The following is a 19,985-nucleotide window of genomic DNA, read 5'->3' as shown; positions in this document are numbered from 1 at the left end:
GGGTTACAAGTGCATTTTCTACCCTGCAATGAAGTTAAGGTGGTGTCTTCCTGCTATTGGTATGGTATGCCGGAATACCCTATTCAAGCGCCTAGAAATATGAAGGAGCCTACAGTATGCCCGAAATAACCGTAGATCCGGTTTTTGCACCGCCGATATTTCTAGAAGGCAGGGAATACAGCGCAATCACTGAGCATTTCATTATTGAGCCTTATCATTTTCATTAACCCTTTATGCATAATAACTTCGCCTTGGAATAGGTAAGTAATCATTTAAAACTTAAATAAAATTTGCTAATGCCACTTAAGTGATAAATACTAACCTCAAACATTTTATGCAGAGGTTATCACGATGTCAGGGTTAGTAAAAACCACCTTTATTTTCACGGTGCTTCTTTCTGGATGCTCCGCCGCGCAACAATCCGCTTATAATGCTGGCAATATAGAAGGATTTAATCACACCGAATATTCAATATCCGATTTCAATATTAATGGTGCGATGGGCTCAACTAGTGGAACAGTTTGTTGTGCCATGATCCCTAAAAGATGGACACCTGAGCTAAGAGCTCATATTTCATGGAATACGATCAACACCAAAGGTCTGCCAATCTCTCCCGGCTTCAAGGATGTTGATAAATACAAAAAGTATCGCGAAGAAGTCAACAAACGAAGGGTATATCACGAAGCGATTGTGCCCATTGCCCAATACGATAAATCTTGTGGGTTACAAGTGCATTTTCTGCCTTGTAATGAAGTTAAGGTCGTCTCATCTTGTTTCACCTATGGTATGCCAGAATACCCTATTCAAGCGCCTAGAAATATGAAGGAGCCTACAGTATGCCCGAAATAACCGTAGATCCGGTCTTTGCATCGCCGATATTTCTAGAAGGCAGGGAATACAGCGCAATGACTGAGCATTTCATTATTGAGCCTTATCATTTTCATTAACTCATTACGCATAATAACTCCGCCTTTGAGCAGGTAAGTAATCATTTAAAACTTAAATAAAATTTGCCAATGCCACTTAAGTGATAAATACTAACCCCATACATTTTATGCAGAGGTTATCACGATGCCAGGGTTAGCTAAAGCCACCTTTATTTTCACGGTGCTTCTTTCTGGATGCTCCGTCGCGCAACAATCCGCTTATAATGCTGGCAATATCACGGGTATTAACCATACCGAATATGAAATATCCGATTTCAAAATCAATGGGGCGGGTGGATCAATCGGCGGATACATCTGTTGTGTTATGATCCCTAAAAAATGGACACCTGAGCTAAGAGCTCATATTTCATGGAATTCCTTATCCCCTAAAGCAGCTAAAAATCTAGGCGTTATACCTAATTTTAGCGATGAAGATAATTATGATAAATGGCGAATTAAATTAAAAAACAGCCTAGAGCTTCACGAAGCGGTTGTCCCCATTGCCCAATACGATAAATCCTGCGGGTTACAAGTACATTTTCTGCCTTGTAATGAAGTGAAAGTCGTTTCATCCTGTTTCACCTATGGCATGCCGGAATACCCTATCCAAGCACCTAGAAATATGAAGGAGCCTACAGTATGCCCGAAATAACCGTAGATCCGGTCTTTGCATCGCCGATATTTCTAGAAGGCAGGGAATACAGCGCAATGACTGAGCATTTCATTATTGAGCCTTATCATTTTCATTAACCCTTTATGCATAATAACTCCGCCTTGGAATAGGTAAGCAATCATTTAAACTTAAATAAAATTTGCTAATGCCACTCAAGTGATAAATACTAGCCTCAAACATTTTATGCAGAGGTTATCACGATGTCAGGGTTAGCAAAAACCACCTTTATTTTCACAGTGCTTCTTTCTGGATGCTCCGCCGCGCAACAATCCGCTTATAATGCTGGCAATATAGAAGGATTTAATCACACCGAATATTCAATATCCGATTTCAATATTAATGGTGCGATGGGCTCAACTAGTGGAACAGTTTGTTGTGCCATGATCCCTAAAAAATGGACACCAGAGCTGAGAGCTAAGATTTCATGGAGTACGATTAACACCAAAGGGCTCGCGCCTCCACCTAATTTTAATAAAGTGGATGATTTTAATAAATGGGAACAACAAGTTAAAGATAGAACACAAAATCACGAAGCGATTGTGCCCATAGCCCAATATGATAAGTCCTGTGGATTACAAGTACATTTTCTACCCTGCAATGAAGTTAAGGTAGTGTCTTCCTGCTATTGGTATGGTATGCCGGAATACCCTATCCAAGCACCAAAAAATATGAAGGAGCCTACAGTATGCCCGAAATAACCGTAGATCCGGTCTTTGCACCGCCGACCTTTCCCGAAGGTGGAAGGCTGAATTTAACCCCAGCTCAACTTGCGGAAAATTATCGCCTTCGTAACAAAGAAACCCAAGCCTACCAACAAACCGACCTTAACAATAGAGGAAAATGCGTTAAGTCTTTACATATCAGTTTCTTTTTTGATGGCACCAATAATAATAGAAATAATGATAAAGCGTCAACGCCTCGTCATCCCACAAATATTGCCAAGCTCTTTGATACTACATATGACGATAAACAAGAATATTTTGCGTATTATATGCCCGGCGTTGGAACTCCATTTCCTGAAATTCGAGAGTACCAATACAGTTCTGAAGGCTTAAAATATGCGACAGGCGGAGAAAATCGTATTAACTGGGCGCTAATGATGCTATGTCGGGCATTGCTGAATGCACTAAAAATCACAGATTACACCGATGATGACTACGCGCAATTTGTTAACGATATGGCTACGAATTGGGTAATGAATAATGGCCAGAATAAACGTCAAACCGTCTTAGAAAAAATCGCGACCGAAAAACAATTACTAGCAAAAATTGAAACTATTAAACCGCGTGTTTTGGGGCTAAAACTATTTGTCTATGGTTTTTCCCGTGGTGCCGCTGAAGCACGTGCCTTTATCCATTTTTTAAGTCAATTGGTTGATACCAGCATTGATAAACAGCGACCCACGTTATTCGGTTTGCCAGTGAGTATTGAATTTTTAGGGGTGTTAGATACGGTTCCTTCCGTTGGTATTGTTCATTTACTCCCTGCATTTAGTGGACATATGGATTGGGCGAACGATACCCAGCAACTGCCAGATGAAAAACAATTTCCTGACTTTGTAAAATGTTGCTGTCACTTTGTCGCCGCGCATGAACAACGCTTGTGTTTCCCCATGGACTCAGTACGCCGGCCTACCGATACAAAACTCAAAATCAGTCATTACCCTAAAAATACCTGTGAAGTGGTGTATCCTGGCATGCATTCAGATATTGGTGGTGGATATCCGACAAATGACCAAGGAAAAGCCCGTGATAGTGAGGGCGAAATACTCTCTCAAATTGTTCTGCACGATATGTATTTAGCTGCATTTATGGCAGGGGCACCTCTCAAAGTCAGTCCTGCATTAGAAAACATTGTTAACGACACTCAGCTGGTCGAAAAAATGGAACCAGATAATTTTCTTGAGTTTAAAATTGCACCACACCTTATTGAACGCTTCAATTCATGGCGAAAAACGTTCGGTATCTCATTATCTACGCCAGCAACAAATGACAACTACGTACCGGTGAAGCTCACGGATAAACTTGAAGACGTAATGAAAGATCAAATGGGCTGGATGACAGCATGGCGCATTAATCGCTATGCCCAAGAACGCTACCGTCAACAACCTTTTTACCCCAGTGCGGAAGAATGGGATGCTGAAACTATTGAAAAAAATAAGTTAGCCCGTAAAAAAGATGATAGTGACCTCAAAAAAGCGATAAATCAGTGGGATTATTTAAAATCACAAAATCTTCCCATGAGCACGCCACCTGAAGGTAAACCGTTATTTGAAAGCAAGCGCGATAAAACTCAACTAGCCGAAGCCGCCGCAGAATTTAAAGCCGATTATCACAAACAAATTCGAACATTTAATGATAATGCGTTGTTTATGGTGTTAGATGTTATTCCCAAGTATACCATGTACTTATTAAACTCTGATGATGAAGTAGTGGAATACGCTGAAATGAAAACCGCGGGTGAAAAATACCGAAAATGCTTATTTCAAGAAAATCAGGAACCGTCTACAGATAAGGATTATCGCAATATCGTTTTGTTGTTTGATGACCAAGTGCATGATTCTCGAGCATGGTTTATGCATTTTGAAACGGGAGCACGAGAGCCTTGGGCGGGCTATTTTCGTTACCGAATGATTTATTTTGGAGAGCAAACCAATAAAGCCTTGTCACCAATTGCTGTTGCAGGGCAATTAGTCGGTATAGCAACGTTGGTGGGTGGAGTGATTTATACCGTCAGACAACGCAATGTATTGGGTGTTGTTGGGGGAATAGCAGGGACAATCGGTGTTTTATCATTAGAATATCAAGTCGTCGATATTGCAACAGGCCTTGCAATTCCGTTTATGCCAGAAGCAGAAAAGCTTTTGCAACCCACAACCGACCCTTCTGATGTTATAGCCTCAACACGCCAATTAGCTCAGCAAAACCAAGAGGCAGAAAGTCAGCAGAAATTGCTGGAATTTTTGATGAATAGTGGAAATAAGATCTTAACGATAAGTTAATTAACACGCTATGTTAACTTCATTATATAGTCAGAATTTAACTGTCAAAATCAGTGCTTATTGGTAATAGCAATATAGAATCAACGAAAAACGGCGTATTCAGCGCCGTTTTTTTATTTGTAAATTCTCTATCAATTATCTTATTTTTAGTTTTTTGTACTGAGAAAATTCGTATAAATTTAATAACGGTGTTTATTTAAATAAAATAAATGCGACAATGATAGTGTATTCTTATAGAAAGTTAGCAATAAAAAAGGCTAAATTTTCATCATTTAAACGTGATAAAGTCTAACAGGGTGGTATAAACGATAACTATGGAAAAGCTGATTGAAATTTATGATTACATTTCATCAAAGCAGATATTTGTAACAACATTCCTAGTTATTACGTTGCTTGTTGTATGGATTTTATCCAAAATGCTTTTTAGACGCCTTGCTAAGCGTTTACTCTTTTTATTTACTGAATTATCTGATGAAGAGACTATTGATGACGTTGCTAAAAAATGTGCGTCTATTTTTGCTGTTACCTTAGTTCTCTATATTAACCAGCTCTTGCCTTCATTCTCTTCAGAAATTAATAGTATTTTTGAAACAGCTTGTCGTGCTTTTATCATTATTAATAGCGCCTCTTTATTAAATAATGGGCTAGATATTTTTAATCTTAGACACGCTAAACGTTCATGGCATCGAAATAATTCGATAAAAGGCTATATTGAGATTGCCAAAATAATCGTTTGGATTATCTCATTTATCTTAATTATTGCCTTATTTACTGAGCAGTCACCGTTTATTATTATCTCCAGTTTTGGTGCAATTGCGGCTGTATTAATGTTTGTTTTTCAACATACATTGATGTCATTTGTGGCAAATATTTTAATTTCTAATGGCAAAGTATTAAAACTCTATGACTGGATTGAATTGCCGAGCAGTAATATTAGTGGTGAGGTCATTGATATCGCGCTACATACTATTACCGTGCGTAATTGGGATAATACTATTTCACGTATTCCAACCAAAGATTTTTTGACCGAAAAATATACTAACTGGCAACCGATGTTCACATCAGGCGGACGTAGGATAAAACGTAGTTTTTATATTGATCAATCGTCAATTTCATTTGCAACAGAAGAGCTTGTTCTTGAATTACAAAATACTACACCACTGCAAAAAAGTATTGAAGCAATGCTAGAAGATAAAGAGAGTGTCGAAAATATTAATGAATGGCTAGAAGACAAAGGTGTAACTAATTTACAGCTCTTTAGAAAGTATATTCTTAATTGGATAAAACAGCGTGGTGATGTTAGGCCTGATATGTATCTGGTAATCAGAACAATGCCACCTACACCAATGGGATTACCGGTTGAGTTATACTGTTTTACGCGGGCGACAACGTGGGTTGAATACGAAGAAACACAGTCAGAAATTTTTGAGTATATAAATGCATCAGCCAAATATTTTAAGCTAGATATTTATCAACAACCTTCGGGTAAAGATGTCACAAATTTAAATTTTAGGCGATAAAAAACGTAATACGCATCAAATGGTTGATGATAATTACACTATTTTTATTGTATTAGTGAGAAAATTAACCAAGTAAAAGAGCTTTTTGAATATTGATTCTGTCCTTGAGATAATTTGTGTTAGAATCGACAGGTATATCAAACTATTCAGGTGAGGTGCTTCTGAATATGCCGTCACAGCTATCTTTACCACTATCTCTTCCCGATGATGAGACATTCGATAGCTTTTATGCAGGGGAAAACGCGTCATTAGTCGCGGCAATTCAAACAGCCATTCATCAACCCCATGGCAGCTATATCTATTTCTGGTCACGCGACGGAGGTGGTAAAAGCCATCTATTACATGCCGCCTGTGCCGAACTCTCATTAGCGGGTGATGCCGTAGGTTATGTCGCTTTAGATAAACGTGCGTATTTTGTGCCTGATGTATTAGAAGGTATGGAACATCTTTCTTTGGTCTGTATTGATAATGTTCAATGTATTGCCGGTGATGAAGAATGGGAGCTTGCGCTTTTCAATCTCTATAATCGTGTATTAGAACATGGTCGCACTTGTTTATTAATAACAGGGGATAGACCACCTCGCCAAATTAATTTACAACTACCTGATCTAGCTTCACGTCTTGATTGGGGGCAAATTTATCGCTTACAACCGTTAAGTGATGAAGAAAAAATCCAAGCATTACAATTAAGAGCCAAACTTCGTGGTTTTGAATTGCCTGAAGATGTCGGTCGTTTTGTCTTAAAACGCCTAGATAGGAAAATGCGCACATTATTTGAAATGTTGGATGAATTAGACAGAGCTTCAATTGTCGCTCAACGCAAATTGACGATCCCTTTTGTGAAAGATATTTTAAAATTATAATTCACATTTTATCACTCTTTTCGGCTCAATATATTAGCGTTGTATCTTTCGTCTTTTCTTTATATTTCGCTTAATATTTATCTATTCGTTATTAAGATTAAGGGTAATAAAAAACCGCTTACCTTGAAAAAGATAAGCGGTCAGTGTTAAATCTATTCTTTATTATGCTTTTGCGACTTTGTTTTTCTTGTGTGGGATCATCAAATAAATCAGATACAACACAGTAATTGCAATAGTATAACCAGTAAAGACTAACCAGCACATTTTCCAGTCAATACCGCTACCTGTTGTTGTATATAAATCAATAACCCAGCCACTTAGCATCGCTCCTAAATACGTTCCGATACCGTTAACTAAGGTCATAAACATACCTTGTGCGGTTGAACGATATTGCAGTGGGATCTCTTTTTCTAAGAAGAGAGAGCCTGAAATATTAAAGAAGTCAAAGGCACAGCCATACACAATCATAGACATCAATAATACGATTTGACCTAATGAAGTGTAATCACCGTAAGCAAAGAAACCAAAACGCAATATCCACGCAATCATACTAAATAATACGATAGTTTCGATTCTTACACGTTTTAGTAATATTGGTAGGAATAAGATAAAGACAACTTCTGAAATCTGAGAAATAGATAAGAATACAGAAGGGTAACGTGCAAAGAATGAATCATCAGCCGTTGGTGATTTTGCGAGATCTTCTAAGAATGGAACACCATAAGTATTCGTAATTTGAAGCACAGAACCTAATAACGTAGCGAAAAAGAGGAAAACAACAACGTTTCTCTTTTTAAATACATGCAAAATATTAGAGATACTAAATGCAGCTGCTTCTTCTTTCGCAGCTACTTTATCCAGTGCTTTGGTTGCAGGCAAGAACATCGCAAAAACAGCTAGAACAACTGATGCGATAGCGGCAACAAAAAGCTGGCTTGCACTGTTGCCTAATCCTAAGAAGCTAATAACCCACATTGCAGCAATAAAACCAACCGTGCCGTATACGCGAATTTTTGGGAAATAGTTGTTAGGTTCTAAATGTTTTTGCTCAAGTAATTCAAAGATAATACTGTTTGCCATTGAAATACTTGGCATAAAAAACAGTAAGTGTAACAAGGTAGCAAAAAAGAGTGTGGTGACGGTTGTCATTTGTGTCATTAGTACTAAGGCTAATGCGGAAAGAATATGCAGAGTAATATAAACTAATTTACGGTTATTAATTTTATCTGCAATTAATCCCATAATGACGGGAGCAATCAGTGAGGCAAGACCAAGAGCACTAAAAATAAGCCCTACGTCACTACCTTTAAAATGAAGTTTACCAAAAAGATATGAGGCAAACGTAACAAGCCAAGAACCCCAAATAAAAAACTGGAGAAACGAGACAAGTTTTAGTCTAAGTACGATATTCATCTATTTTCCTATTAGCCTGACAACCATCTAAATGCCAAATAATGTTAAGCGATGATTGGTAGTGTTAGTCGCCCATATGTTGGCTATATTTTTAGTGCATTTTATATCGACATATCATTCTAAATAAACAATTTATTCTCAAAATGAGAAGATAAAATTGCAAAAATAGACCAGATAGCGAATTGAACTTTTTGCTGTGTTACGTAATTGTTTAAAATGTTTAATTATTATTAAAATAGACCATTGTTCTTATCAAAAATAAGAATGAGCAAAAATGTAAATTGACCATTCCTGCTATCATATTTTCTGATGCTAATGATATGTATGAAAACATTTGTGTAAAGAGACTTGAGTCACAATATAAATGAAACGTTTCATAATTTTTTCTTTCGATTAGGATATAAAACACAATAATGTGATCGTTATAGAATATTTATGATTTGTATTTTTTTTAACCATAAAAAATATGAAGTTGAGATGAAATTTTTTGAAAAGAATAACTAAAAAAGTGTTTTTATAGATAGATCTAAAAGAAGGTAGTAGATAGGTTAAAATTAACACATTGGTAACTAGAAAGGCGGAAAGACATTAGTGATATAAACTTTTAAAGTCTTAAGAAAATAATGCATTGTAGATTACGTTTTAAGAATAGCTAAAACTGTATTATAGAATGAGGTCTAAAAGTAATAGAAGCACGCATAAATAAAATAACGATAATCTATGCGTACTTTAGAAATTGTTCGCAATTAGCAATCAAATAGCGCTTTAATTTGCTCAGGAGGTCTTCCTAATCGGGCTTTTTTACCCACGACAACAATAGGGCGTTCGATTAATTTAGGATTTTCATGCATTGCTTGAATAAGTACGTCTTGCGACGTTTCATCTGCAAGTTTTAGTGTTTTATATATTTCTTCTTTCGTACGCATTAATTTTCTAGCATCATCAAAATCTAATTCTTTCAATAAGGTTTTAAGGTCTTGTACTGATGGCGGTTTTTCTAAATAGAGCACAACATCAGGCTTTATTTGCATTTCTTCTAATAAATGTAAGGTTTCACGGCTTTTTGAACAGCGTGGATTATGATAAATCGTCACTTTCTTGGTCATGTTATCCCTTATTTAAATTGACTGTCTCTTTGCTGAAGTTTTCTTAACTGATCGATACGTGCATCAAAGCGTGCTTGTTCATTGCTACCTAGTTTTACTTGGCGACTTGCATCACCTAAATAACGAATAGCAGTGTCAAAATCTCCTCTTAAAGCAAGATCTTCTGCATAAGCAGCAAGTTCATGAGCTCTATCATTTTTTTTCGCTGAGTTTTCAGCGGTGAGTTGCCACCCAATAGGATCATCTGGGTTATCAAAGGTATAACGATACAGTAAACGACTAGCATCATTGTATTGTTTATTATGCATATAAGCATTGGCTAGGTTAACAATAATCACTTTGTTGCTAGGTTTAAGTTTTAATGCAGTTTCTAATCGAGCGACGGCTTGTTTAGCTTTATTCTGCTCTAAATCGATATCTGTCATCGCATCTATAAGCCAAACATTATTAGGTTCTTTTTCTAACATAGGTGTTAGTAATTTTCTGGCTTCATCAAATTTACGATCGCGAGAATCAATCAAAATTTGAGAATAATCAGCCGCTGATTTTTCTAAATCAGTTCCTTGTTTGAATTGGTCAAGTGTTGCTTGTAATGCATTATCTGTTGCTGGATTCTTAGAAAGCATAGTTAATGCCCGCATTTTGGCATATAAAAAATCAGCAGATTGAGGCAAGGTGCGAGCAGGAAATTGTGAAGCACGGCTTCTTGCATCTGATAATCGACTATCAGGCAAGGGGTGAGTGAGTAACATTTCAGGTGGCTTAGAACTATAACGAACTTGATCTGCTAAAATTTGCATAAAATTAGGCATACCTTGTGGATCAAACCCAGCGCGATAAAGGGTCTGTATACCAATACGGTCAGCTTCTTGTTCGTTCATTTGCGTGAAGGTTATCATATTTTGTTGCATACCCGCCATGCTACCCGTAAAGGTTGCAAGCCCTGCATTTGGATTCGCCATAAAAATAAGGATAGAACCCAACACCCCAGCTAAAGCAAGAGGCGTAGTTTTTGCCTGATCTTCAAGCATACGAGCAAGATGTCGTTGTGTGACATGGGTTATCTCATGAGCCATAACGGAAGCTAATTCGCTTTCATTTCGGCTATAACGAAATAGTGCAGAATGTAAAACGATATTGCCGCCAAAATAGGCAAACGCATTGATATTAGGATTATTTACTAAATAGAAGTGAAATGGCGTTTTAACGGAATTGGCATTTGAAACGAGTTTCTGCCCTAAATTATTAATGTAATTAGAAAGTAGGGGATCAAAAACTAAAGGTGCACTATTGCGTAATTGACGCGTATAGTAATCACCCATTGCTATTTCTTGATTGATACTTAAGGTTGAGCCCGCTGTCGTTCCCATATCAGGTAATGAATCTTCAATATCAATGGCAGCATGAGCCGGTAACACTGATGTTGATAGCAAAGCAGAAACAAGAAGCGCGACCACGGGTTTTTTAAGTCTGAGTTTCATACAACAGTATCCTGATGGCTATCTTAGCTAATAATTAATGATGTATCATAGCAAAAGCTAACGTAAAATCTGTCAAAAGATTATTGATTATAGAAATCAATATAAATAGAAATAGTTTATTTGTTATTAAGGACCTCAATTTTCATGCTGGACTTGCTTGTTCAATGGTATAAACGCCGGTTTGCTGATCCCCAAGTCATTGCCTTGGTGGTCATCTTAATTGCCGGCTTTTCAATCCTCTACTTTTTCAGTGGTATTCTCGCACCGTTATTAGTTGCGATTGTGCTCGCTTACTTATTAGAGTGGCCAACACATTTACTTGAAAAATTAGGATGCGCGCGTATATGGGCAGTATCAATTATTCTGACACTATTTCTTGGTGTTAGTGCCATTGTCATTTTTATTTTAGCGCCAACAGTCTGGCAACAAGGAATGACATTAATTTCAGATTTACCAAATATGTTGAATAAATTCAACGCATTTGCTCGTGAATTACCGAGTCGCTTTCCTGCGTTAATGGATGCTGGTATTGTCGATATGATGGCAGAAAATGTACGCAGTAAATTATCAACAGTAGCAGAATCGGTATTAAAAGTTTCTGTAGCCTCATTAATTGGTATTATCACGCTCTCTATTTATCTTATTCTTGTGCCGTTAATGACTTTCTTTTTGCTAAAAGATAAACAACAGATGCTTAATGCTGTACGCCGTGTCTTACCGAAAAATAGAATCTTAGCCGCGCAAGTTTGGATTGAAGTAAATCAGCAAATTACCAATTATATTCGTGGAAAAGTCACTGAAATGGTGATTGTTGGCGTATTTACTTACTTTGTCTTCGCCTTTTTTGGTTTACGCTATTCTGCTTTATTAGCCGTTTTAGTGGGTGTTTCTGTGCTTGTTCCTTATGTTGGTGCTGTTTTAGCCACAATTCCGGTTATTGTGATTGCACTTTCTCAATGGGGGTTAGGATCAGATTTTTGGGCATTATTTATCGCGTATCTAGTAGTCCAAGGATTAGACAGTAATTTACTTGTTCCTATTTTGTTCTCTGAAGCCGTCAATATGCATCCACTAGTGATTATATTATCTGTTATTATATTTGGTGGTTTATGGGGGTTTTGGGGCGTATTCTTCGCAATTCCTCTAGCAACGTTAATAAAAGCGGTATTGCACGCTTTACCTGATGAAATAACTATCGAGCAACAAGAAGAAAAGCGTCAAGCTAAAAATAAATAAAGACAACACAATACATAATATAGAAACTGCAAGATAAACAAAAACAGACAGTTAAACTGTCTGTTTGCGTATCTATCTATAGGCAATCTATTATTGATGCGCTGTTAGATAATCAAGTACGATTTGATGGTGATTACTGGTTTTGAAATTATCAAAAACATGCTCAACAACACCATTTTTATCGATAAGGAATGACGTACGATGAATACCATCGTAAGTTTTACCCATAAATTGTTTTTCACCCCAAATGCCAAATTGTTCGGCAACTTTGTGATCTTCATCTGAAAGTAAGGTGAAATTAAGCATTTCTTTCTCAGCAAAACGAAGTAGTTTCTCTGATTTATCTGTGCTAATACCTAAAACTTCCACTTTTTGTTTTTTCAGTGTATCCATTTCATCACGTAGCCCACAAGCTTGTGTAGTACAGCCTGGTGTCATTGCTTTCGGATAGAAATAAACGAGCACACGTTGGCCAGCGAAATCAGATAGATTGATTATTTCTCCATCTTGATCGGGCAGACTAAATTGAGGTGCCTTTTCACCGGCTTTTAATGGGGTCATTATATATTCTCCATTTTTACTGTTTCATCATCAGACTATTAACGATACTTATTGTGCCTTGAGCATTAAGCTCTGTACATAATTCATTGAACTTCTCATTAATAACAAGTCCATTATCATCTAATGGGTTATGAGCCGTTATTTGTATCTCTAAACGAGCAGGATTACCATCATTTGACAGGTGTGTTTTTGAGACTAACTCTGCGAGATTAAAGTTATGTTGACTAAAGAGATTAGTAAAGCGCTCAACAAGGCCTGGTGCATCTTCAACATCCACTTTCGCAGTGATAGTTGAAGGATAGTTAACCGGTGTACCCTGTGAGGTTCTTTTCATGACAGTTAATAAATCAAGTTCCGCACTTTTGATTGGAAGCAAGGCTTCTAATTGAGCAATTGCATTCCAACCACCAGACAGCAGCATGATAAACGTAAACTCTTTACCGAACATAGCAAGTCGGCTGTCCTCGATATTACATCCACATTGGCTCACTAATTGAGTAATAGTATCGACAATACCAGTACGATCAGCACCTAATGCAGTTAGCACGAGAAAATGTTTATCAGGTATGGGCAAAATGAGGTTCCTTCTTATTCTTTTCAGTTTATTCTTAACAGGAAACCACAAAATTGTGTATCTGCCAAGAACCTTACTGATTATCTTTAATTATTATATCTCTTTAATTCACATCAAAGAATATTAGCAAATTTCATTAGAAACCTAGAGTTAACTAGTTTTCAATAGAGCAATGAATCGGTACCATTAAGTATAAATCTATCTCGGAGCAATGAATTATGGTAAGTAACAATTTTGATTTTACAGGTAGTATGGTGGCATTGGTTACGCCAATGGATGAAAAAGGTACCGTTGACCGGGGTAGTTTACAAAAATTAGTCGACTATCATGTGAATGCAGGCACTGCTGCGATTGTTTCAGTAGGCACAACAGGCGAATCAGCAACGTTAAGCCATGACGAACATGTTGATACTGTTTTAATGACATTAGATATGGCAGATGGACGAATTCCCGTTATTGCTGGTACCGGGGCAAATGCAACGTCTGAAGCTATTTGGTTTACACAACAATTTGAAAATAGGGGAATTGCGGGTTGTCTTACTGTAACGCCTTACTATAATAAACCCTCACAAGAAGGTCTCTATCAGCACTTTAAGGCGATTTCTGAAAATACCGCTTTGCCACAAATCCTCTATAATGTACCTGGCCGTACAGGGTGTGATTTATTACCAGTAACAGTTGCACGTTTAGCCAAGTTGGATAATATTGTGGCAATTAAAGAGGCAACAGGGAACTTAAGTCGTGTTAGTCAAATCCAAGAGCTGGTTAATGACGATAATTTTATCTTACTAAGTGGTGATGACGCTTCATCATTAGATTTTATGCAACTTGGTGGTCATGGTGTTATTTCTGTTACCGCTAACGTTGTCGCAGCAGAAATGGTAGAATTATGTCAATTAGCCAAAGCGGGCGAGTTTGCAAAAGCACGTCAACTTAATCGACGTCTGATGGATTTACATCATCAGTTATTTGTTGAACCTAATCCAATCCCTGCTAAATGGGCGTGTCAGCGTATTGGGTTGATTAAAGATGCCACATTACGCTTACCGATGACACCGTTGACAGCATCGGGTCAGCAACTTGTTGAGAAAGCGCTGTTAACAGCGGGAATACTGTAAAATTTAGGGAATTTTAATGGCAACACTATTGCAAAAATCAAAGGTTATGAAAATCGCGGGTCTGTCGCTGGTGGTTCTACTGGCAGCCTGTTCAAGCGATCAGCGGTATAAACGTCAGGTCAGCGGTGATGAATCTTACTTAGAGACAGCAGGGCTGAAGAATTTAACTGTTCCAGCAGGTATGGTGTTGCCTTTACAAAATGGGGAATATGACATTCCAACCCCTAAAAAGAATGAGCCTGTTGGTCTTGCATTGGATATTCGTCCACCAACTCAAGCATTATCACTGCTAAGTGGCTCACGTAGTGAAAATAATGCCGACAACAGCAAATTATTATTACCAAACTCACCTGAAAACACTACGCTTTATGAGCAAGTCACTGCTGTATTAACAGAAAAAGGCGTGCCTATTGCGAAAGGTGATGCAGTACAAAAAGAAATTGTCACTGATTGGGTAACGTGGAGTCGTGCGGATGAAAACGTACCTTTCCAAACGCGTCAACGCCTAGCGATAGTACAATCTGGTAATGTCATTACTTTAGTAATCACTAATGAAGGTTTGCGCCAAGGTGATTCTGATGTGACAGATCCTGCTGAAATCTCACGCTACAACACATTATTACTTAATGAAATTGTAGATGGCTTAAACCGTATGCGTAATTTAAGTGAAAATACGGCGACAAGTAATCTACAAGGTATTATTGACGTACAAAGTGGCAGTGATAGCACAGGTCTTCCTGTTATTATTGCACGTGCGCCATTTGATGTAGTATGGGATAGGTTGCCGATTGCACTTGAAAGTATCGGTATGAAAATGGGTGACCGTACTCGTTCTAAAGGATCAATAGAAGTAACCTACAAAGGAATGAGTAGTGCAAATTGGAGTTCATTGGGCGTTGATAGACCAACTGTCGAAGAAGGTGATTATAAATTACAAGTGGGTGATTTAAATAACCGTAGTTCTCTACAGTTTATCAGTGACAAAGGTAAACCACTAACTCAATCACAAAATGATCAAATGGTTGCAGCGATGAAAGCAGCCTTCAGTAAGCCAATAAAATAAAGCTTACATCATTATTAAAAAAACCGTGTAATTTATTGCACGGTTTTTTTGTTTTTATTCATTTATTTAAATATGGAAAATAGTCATTAATAACTAATGTAATGAGTAGGTTTTTTATTTATTAAAAATAAGATTTCTATTACATATATATATTTACTCATATAATGGTAACTATTCTCTTATTTTTTAACAACATTAAAAATATTAATGAAATGTTTTTAAAATTGTGCAAATATGGCGTTGAAAAATATTGTTAGGAATATAGAGAAGTATTATCTGATAATTTGAAGGAGCATTTATGAGTATGGGAGATATGATTATTCACTTAATTCTAAGTGGAATACTTATTGTAGGTGTTTATCAATTTTATTTTTTTACTCAACGATATACATTAAAAGAAGCCAAGATAATCAATTCTCCACTTGATGAGAAAATACCTTTCTGGCCTTGGTGGTCATGGATCTATAGCTTTTTATATTATCCTGCAATTTTATATCTCAACTGGATCATTCAAGACTCACGACAATTTATTATGATTGTCTTTAGCTATATTATTTTACTTGTCATGCAAATGTTTTTCTTTGTCGTATTCCCTGTCGCCACGCCAGCTCATTGGCGCACAATGAATTCAGGAAAAAAAGTCTCAGAAAAATTCCTCAAGTTTGTTCAACACTTTGATGATTCATCGAACTGTTTTCCTAGTATGCACGTGTCTGTCGCGACTTTAACGGCATGCCTTGCTTATGCAACATTAGGACCTTTGGTATTCTTATTCCCTTTATTGATTGCCTTATCATGCATGTTTACTAAGCAACACTATTTAATTGATTTACCTGCTGGTGCATTATTAGGTTGGTTCGCTTATGAAATCTATTGCTTTATTATTTAATCGATGTCACTAATTAACAAATAATGTCAAAATATGAATAAATAGCCAAATATATACTTAGTATTAAGCGTGTGATTTGGCATTTTCATTCTATAAGATTTATGTCTATTAATGGTAATAATAAAAACGAATGAAAAGTAAATAAGATATTAGATGAAAATATATTTTTTTAATAACTCATCACAAACGTAATCTTAATTGTTTTTATTATAGCTTATTTCCTTTATATATTTTTTTCTCCTAATGTAATCTACACATGATATGGATACAGACTTATTATCCGAGTTTTATTTATCATGTATTTGAATTACAATTTTTGACTATTTTCTTTTTATTTAGCGTTGAAAATAATATCCGTTGTGTGTCACTCTCTATTGTATTTCGATGATTTTTTCAAGCTTATAGCTACGTTTTAAAAGCTTTTTTGTATAATCTAGAGTAGAGTATGCAAAGCAATTATTGTCAAACCTATCACATTTTTGGAGTGTGTCAGATGCAAAAAAAAGCTGAGTTGTATCGTGGGAAAGCCAAAACGGTCTATGCCACTGAATCTTCTGATTTCCTTATTCTTGAATTCAGAAATGATACATCAGCATTAGATGGCCAACGTATTGAGCAATTTGATCGTAAAGGAATGGTAAATAATAAATTTAATCATTTTATTATGAAAAAATTGGAAGAAGCGGGTATCCCAACGCAGATGGAACGTTTGCTCTCTGATAATGAAGTACTGGTAAAAAAATTAGATATGGTTCCTGTTGAATGCGTTATTCGTAACCGTGCTGCTGGCTCTTTAGTTAAGCGTTTAGGTATTGAAGAAGGAACAATTCTTAACCCACCTATTTTTGATCTTTTTCTAAAAGATGATGCTCGCCATGATCCTATGGTGAATGAGTCTTATTGCGAAACCTTTGGCTGGGTATCTAAAGAACATCTCGCACAAATGAAATTATTGAGCTATAAAGCAAACGATGTCCTCAGTGAACTTTTTGATAAAGCAGGACTTATTTTGGTCGACTTTAAACTTGAATTTGGCCTTTTCCATGGCGAAGTTGTATTAGGTGATGAGTTCTCTCCTGATGGTAGTCGCTTATGGGACAAAAGCACGTTGGATAAAATGGATAAAGATCGCTTTCGTCAAAGCTTAGGTGGATTAATTGAAGCTTATGAAGAAGTTGCACGCCGAATTGGCGTTTGTTTGGACTAAAAAAGCAATCGATTACGTTGACTAAATAGATAAAAAGATCAGCATTTTTGCTGGTCTTTTTTTTTCATCTTTTTCCACTATCTCTCTTAATAAAGATTGCTATTATTTTATTCTCAAAAAATAGCTGATAGAGATAGTTATATTTTTGCTATTATCTAAATTCAAATCATATAATTAACAATAGCCAATTTTAAAATTGCAAGTGACGAAATGGGGAATATCATGCGTTGGAATGATCGCAGAAGAAGTGACAACGTTGAAGACAGAAGAGGACAACCTTCGTCATCATCAGGTGGCGGTAATCTACCTTTAGGACTTATTTCACTTTTACTTCGCACAAAATATGGTTTTGTCATTATTATTATCTTAGTGATTGCTAGCTTTATGGGGTTTGATTTTAACTCGCTTACGGGTGAATCTCAGCAAGCATCACCTGCGACACAACAACAAACAGAGCTCTATAATGAAGCCGCTGATTTTAGTAGTGTAGTCCTCGCAAGTACGGAAGACTTTTGGAAAACAGTATTTGCGCAAGCAGGAGAGAAATATCGTGATCCTCGTTTAGTACTGTATACAGGAAGTACTTCAACGCAATGTGGTACAGGCAATAAAATTATGGGGCCTTTTTATTGTCCAGCTGATAATAAAATTTATCTCGATCTCTCTTTTTATAATGAAATGAAAAATAGCCTAGGTGGTGGGGGTGAATTTGCTCAAGGTTACGTGATTTCTCATGAAGTCGGTCACCATGTACAAAATTTACTGGGTATTAGTACTCAAATGCGTGAAAAGCAGCAAATGGCGCGCTCAAAAGCGGAAGCTAACCAGTTATCAGTTCGATTAGAGCTACAAGCTGATTGCTTTGCTGGTATGTGGGGGCGATTTATGGCGGGTGAAGGACGCATTAATGAAGCTGATTTATTAACAGCAATTAATACAGCACAAGCTATTGGTGATGATCGTCTTCAACGCCAACAACAAGGCTATGCAGTGCCTGATAGCTTTACTCATGGCACTGCTGAGCAACGTAAAACATGGTTTATGCGTGGTTATAACAGCGATAGCATTAAATCTTGTGATACTTTCTCTTCATCATCACTCAATTAATTATCTATTTTCATCAAAATGATAAAAGATCGCCTAGTGCGATCTTTTGGCATGTTTAGCCCCACATAATACTATCTTTTGAATAAAAATGATCAGGTTCAGCGGACTTGATTGATTTTGAATAGATATTATCAATATGTCGTTTAATATAATGTTGCTTGTTTTTAGCAACGGTTAATCGTTGGTAAATAATAAAAGGTACTTCTTTATACTGATGAGTTCCGTCTATACGGTAGCCAATCTCTAATATTTTAGATTGTTCATCATAACCGATAGAATCAATATCGGGAGTGTTAAGGAAATAGGTAACCATGGTTATCTCCTAATTGAATATAAAATATTTTCCTCAAGTTAAATTTAGATAACTCTTATGCTTAAAATGATGTCATTATGAGAACTATTTTTCAAAGATAGATGATTTTTATTTGATTAACTTCAATATATTACTAAATGTAACTAAATTGAAATATATATTTAATTTTTTTATTATAGTAATAAACTAATTGACTTGTCTCTATGCTAAATTAGCAAGTATGTAAAGTGGATTTATAGCTTAACTTGTTGATATTAAACTAAATAAATAACATGATGAAATTGTGTTACAAAATAACAATTATTTAGTATTTCTCTCTATTGAGAAATAATTAGATCTATTGATTATGATTTGTCATATTTTAGCTTATACAGAGAAATAAAAGTAACTCTTGTAATTTGTAATTCATTGATATTTAATGTGAATATGTTTTTCATTAGGCTCTCTAAAATAGAGATAGATTTAGGAATAATGATATAAATGAGTAATGTTGATCCCTCATTACTAATTCTGCTTGTCCTTGCAGGTCTTGGCATTATTAGTCATAACATGACGGTGACATTAGCAATGATAGCGTTGCTAGTGATCAAAATAACCCCGTTAAATCAATATTTTCCAGTGGTTGAAAAATATGGTATGACCATTGGGATCTTAATCCTAACCATTGGTGTTATGACACCCATCGCTACAGGCCGTATTTCAGCACAAGAAGTCTTACAATCTTTCCTTAATTGGAAATCATTATTAGCTATTTTAATAGGTGTTGCGGTCTCTTGGTTAGGTGCAAGAGGCGTTTCTCTTATGAATAACCAGCCTTCAACAGTCGCTGGATTACTTGTTGGAACAGTGTTAGGCGTTGCTCTATTCAGAGGTGTGCCTGTTGGTCCTTTAATTGCAGCTGGTATACTTTCATTACTTATTGGTAAATCTTAGC

At 36.4% G+C, this 19,985-nt stretch carries 19 protein-coding genes; 13 read left to right on the top strand and 6 right to left on the bottom strand.

Translation table 11 applies throughout. The annotated features are described in order from the left end of the window. The first annotated feature begins 351 nt into the window (after nucleotides 1–351). From tli1a (M983_RS01975) to hda, 6 genes are all read left to right on the top strand, one after another. Nucleotides 352–849, top strand: a complete 498-nt coding sequence (gene tli1a, locus M983_RS01975) for a Tli1a family immunity protein (RefSeq protein WP_066746242.1) — start codon at nucleotides 352–354, stop codon at nucleotides 847–849. Between the two features lie 222 nt (nucleotides 850–1,071). Beyond that, nucleotides 1,072–1,578 carry a Tli1a family immunity protein gene (gene tli1a, locus M983_RS01970; protein WP_066746239.1) on the top strand — a complete coding sequence of 169 codons (507 nt, stop codon included), beginning with the start codon at nucleotides 1,072–1,074 and terminating at the stop codon, nucleotides 1,576–1,578. A 221-nt stretch (nucleotides 1,579–1,799) separates the two neighbouring features. After that, complete coding sequence (tli1a, locus tag M983_RS01965) at nucleotides 1,800–2,297, top strand: Tli1a family immunity protein (RefSeq protein WP_066746222.1); 498 nt, start codon at nucleotides 1,800–1,802, stop codon at nucleotides 2,295–2,297. Beyond that, nucleotides 2,285–4,600 (top strand): T6SS phospholipase effector Tle1-like catalytic domain-containing protein, encoded by a 2,316-nt coding sequence (locus M983_RS01960; protein WP_066746219.1) that lies wholly within the window; start codon nucleotides 2,285–2,287, stop codon nucleotides 4,598–4,600. The genes tli1a (M983_RS01965) and M983_RS01960 overlap by 13 nt, the downstream gene beginning before the upstream one ends. Before the next feature lie 314 nt (nucleotides 4,601–4,914). Beyond that, entirely contained in the window at nucleotides 4,915–6,120 is a 1,206-nt protein-coding gene (locus tag M983_RS01955) for a mechanosensitive ion channel family protein (protein WP_066746217.1), read from the top strand. 155 nt (nucleotides 6,121–6,275) lie between these two features. Beyond that, nucleotides 6,276–6,983 (top strand): DnaA inactivator Hda, encoded by a 708-nt coding sequence (hda, locus tag M983_RS01950; protein WP_066746248.1) that lies wholly within the window; start codon nucleotides 6,276–6,278, stop codon nucleotides 6,981–6,983. 162 nt (nucleotides 6,984–7,145) lie between these two features. Here hda and M983_RS01945 read toward each other — a convergent pair whose 3' ends face one another. The 3 genes from M983_RS01945 to bepA all read right to left on the bottom strand — a co-directional run bounded on the left by M983_RS01945 (nucleotide 7,146) and on the right by bepA (nucleotide 10,983). After that, complete coding sequence (locus M983_RS01945) at nucleotides 7,146–8,396, bottom strand: MFS transporter (protein WP_066746214.1); 1,251 nt, start codon at nucleotides 8,394–8,396, stop codon at nucleotides 7,146–7,148. Between the two features lie 746 nt (nucleotides 8,397–9,142). Further along, nucleotides 9,143–9,502 (bottom strand): arsenate reductase (glutaredoxin), encoded by a 360-nt coding sequence (gene arsC / locus M983_RS01940; RefSeq protein WP_066746211.1) that lies wholly within the window; start codon nucleotides 9,500–9,502, stop codon nucleotides 9,143–9,145. 8 nt (nucleotides 9,503–9,510) lie between these two features. Continuing rightward, on the bottom strand, nucleotides 9,511–10,983 hold the full coding sequence (gene bepA / locus M983_RS01935) for a beta-barrel assembly-enhancing protease (protein ID WP_066746208.1): 1,473 nt from the start codon (nucleotides 10,981–10,983) through the stop codon (nucleotides 9,511–9,513). Nucleotides 10,984–11,127: 144 nt separating this feature from the next. Between bepA and M983_RS01930 the strand changes: the two genes are divergently transcribed. Beyond that, entirely contained in the window at nucleotides 11,128–12,219 is a 1,092-nt protein-coding gene (locus M983_RS01930) for an AI-2E family transporter (RefSeq protein WP_066746205.1), read from the top strand. Nucleotides 12,220–12,309: 90 nt separating this feature from the next. Here the strand turns inward: M983_RS01930 and bcp are convergent, their stop codons facing one another. After that, entirely contained in the window at nucleotides 12,310–12,780 is a 471-nt protein-coding gene (bcp, locus tag M983_RS01925) for a thioredoxin-dependent thiol peroxidase (protein ID WP_066746202.1), read from the bottom strand. Nucleotides 12,781–12,796: 16 nt separating this feature from the next. Beyond that, complete coding sequence (locus M983_RS01920; protein WP_066746199.1) at nucleotides 12,797–13,354, bottom strand: glycine cleavage system transcriptional repressor; 558 nt, start codon at nucleotides 13,352–13,354, stop codon at nucleotides 12,797–12,799. A gap of 218 nt (nucleotides 13,355–13,572) precedes the next feature. Between M983_RS01920 and dapA the strand changes: the two genes are divergently transcribed. The 5 genes from dapA (at nucleotide 13,573) to ypfJ (ending at nucleotide 18,738) form a co-directional block, all read left to right on the top strand. Beyond that, complete coding sequence (gene dapA / locus M983_RS01915; protein ID WP_066746190.1) at nucleotides 13,573–14,472, top strand: 4-hydroxy-tetrahydrodipicolinate synthase; 900 nt, start codon at nucleotides 13,573–13,575, stop codon at nucleotides 14,470–14,472. Between the two features lie 16 nt (nucleotides 14,473–14,488). Next, nucleotides 14,489–15,535, top strand: coding sequence for an outer membrane protein assembly factor BamC (gene bamC / locus M983_RS01910; RefSeq protein ID WP_066746187.1), 1,047 nt, complete (start codon nucleotides 14,489–14,491; stop codon nucleotides 15,533–15,535). Nucleotides 15,536–15,833: 298 nt separating this feature from the next. Beyond that, complete coding sequence (locus tag M983_RS01905) at nucleotides 15,834–16,424, top strand: phosphatase PAP2 family protein (RefSeq protein WP_066746185.1); 591 nt, start codon at nucleotides 15,834–15,836, stop codon at nucleotides 16,422–16,424. Between the two features lie 493 nt (nucleotides 16,425–16,917). Beyond that, complete coding sequence (gene purC / locus M983_RS01900; RefSeq protein ID WP_066746182.1) at nucleotides 16,918–17,631, top strand: phosphoribosylaminoimidazolesuccinocarboxamide synthase; 714 nt, start codon at nucleotides 16,918–16,920, stop codon at nucleotides 17,629–17,631. Between the two features lie 222 nt (nucleotides 17,632–17,853). Then, the gene (gene ypfJ, locus M983_RS01895) at nucleotides 17,854–18,738 is read left to right on the top strand and encodes a KPN_02809 family neutral zinc metallopeptidase (protein WP_066746179.1); all 885 of its coding nucleotides are present in this window, start codon (nucleotides 17,854–17,856) and stop codon (nucleotides 18,736–18,738) included. A 55-nt stretch (nucleotides 18,739–18,793) separates the two neighbouring features. On the opposite strand, the gene M983_RS01890 is transcribed toward ypfJ, so the two are convergent. Further along, nucleotides 18,794–19,051: a KTSC domain-containing protein gene (locus M983_RS01890; RefSeq protein WP_066746177.1), complete on the bottom strand. Its 258-nt coding sequence runs from the start codon at nucleotides 19,049–19,051 to the stop codon at nucleotides 18,794–18,796. Between the two features lie 480 nt (nucleotides 19,052–19,531). Here M983_RS01890 and M983_RS01885 point away from each other — a divergent pair, with 480 nt between their 5' ends. Then, nucleotides 19,532–19,984, top strand: a complete 453-nt coding sequence (locus M983_RS01885; protein WP_066746174.1) for a DUF441 domain-containing protein — start codon at nucleotides 19,532–19,534, stop codon at nucleotides 19,982–19,984. Nucleotide 19,985 lies beyond the last annotated feature (1 nt).

Source organism: Proteus myxofaciens ATCC 19692 (genome assembly GCF_001654855.1).
GTDB classification, from domain to species: domain Bacteria; phylum Pseudomonadota; class Gammaproteobacteria; order Enterobacterales; family Enterobacteriaceae; genus Proteus; species Proteus myxofaciens.
The sequence above is the reverse complement of the archived record's forward strand: the minus strand, read 5'-3'. Positions and strand labels throughout refer to the sequence as shown.

Coding starts and splice junctions, on each gene's coding strand:
- tli1a (WP_066746242.1), top strand. CDS start 352: ATGTCAGGGTTAGTAAAAACCACCTTTATTTTCACGGTGCTTCTTTCT.
- tli1a (WP_066746239.1), top strand. CDS start 1,072: ATGCCAGGGTTAGCTAAAGCCACCTTTATTTTCACGGTGCTTCTTTCT.
- tli1a (WP_066746222.1), top strand. CDS start 1,800: ATGTCAGGGTTAGCAAAAACCACCTTTATTTTCACAGTGCTTCTTTCT.
- M983_RS01960 (WP_066746219.1), top strand. CDS start 2,285: ATGCCCGAAATAACCGTAGATCCGGTCTTTGCACCGCCGACCTTTCCC.
- M983_RS01955 (WP_066746217.1), top strand. CDS start 4,915: ATGGAAAAGCTGATTGAAATTTATGATTACATTTCATCAAAGCAGATA.
- M983_RS01945 (WP_066746214.1), bottom strand. CDS start 8,396: ATGAATATCGTACTTAGACTAAAACTTGTCTCGTTTCTCCAGTTTTTT.
- arsC (WP_066746211.1), bottom strand. CDS start 9,502: ATGACCAAGAAAGTGACGATTTATCATAATCCACGCTGTTCAAAAAGC.
- bepA (WP_066746208.1), bottom strand. CDS start 10,983: ATGAAACTCAGACTTAAAAAACCCGTGGTCGCGCTTCTTGTTTCTGCT.
- M983_RS01930 (WP_066746205.1), top strand. CDS start 11,128: ATGCTGGACTTGCTTGTTCAATGGTATAAACGCCGGTTTGCTGATCCC.
- bcp (WP_066746202.1), bottom strand. CDS start 12,780: ATGACCCCATTAAAAGCCGGTGAAAAGGCACCTCAATTTAGTCTGCCC.
- dapA (WP_066746190.1), top strand. CDS start 13,573: ATGGTAAGTAACAATTTTGATTTTACAGGTAGTATGGTGGCATTGGTT.
- bamC (WP_066746187.1), top strand. CDS start 14,489: ATGGCAACACTATTGCAAAAATCAAAGGTTATGAAAATCGCGGGTCTG.
- M983_RS01905 (WP_066746185.1), top strand. CDS start 15,834: ATGAGTATGGGAGATATGATTATTCACTTAATTCTAAGTGGAATACTT.
- purC (WP_066746182.1), top strand. CDS start 16,918: ATGCAAAAAAAAGCTGAGTTGTATCGTGGGAAAGCCAAAACGGTCTAT.
- ypfJ (WP_066746179.1), top strand. CDS start 17,854: ATGCGTTGGAATGATCGCAGAAGAAGTGACAACGTTGAAGACAGAAGA.
- M983_RS01890 (WP_066746177.1), bottom strand. CDS start 19,051: ATGGTTACCTATTTCCTTAACACTCCCGATATTGATTCTATCGGTTAT.
- M983_RS01885 (WP_066746174.1), top strand. CDS start 19,532: ATGAGTAATGTTGATCCCTCATTACTAATTCTGCTTGTCCTTGCAGGT.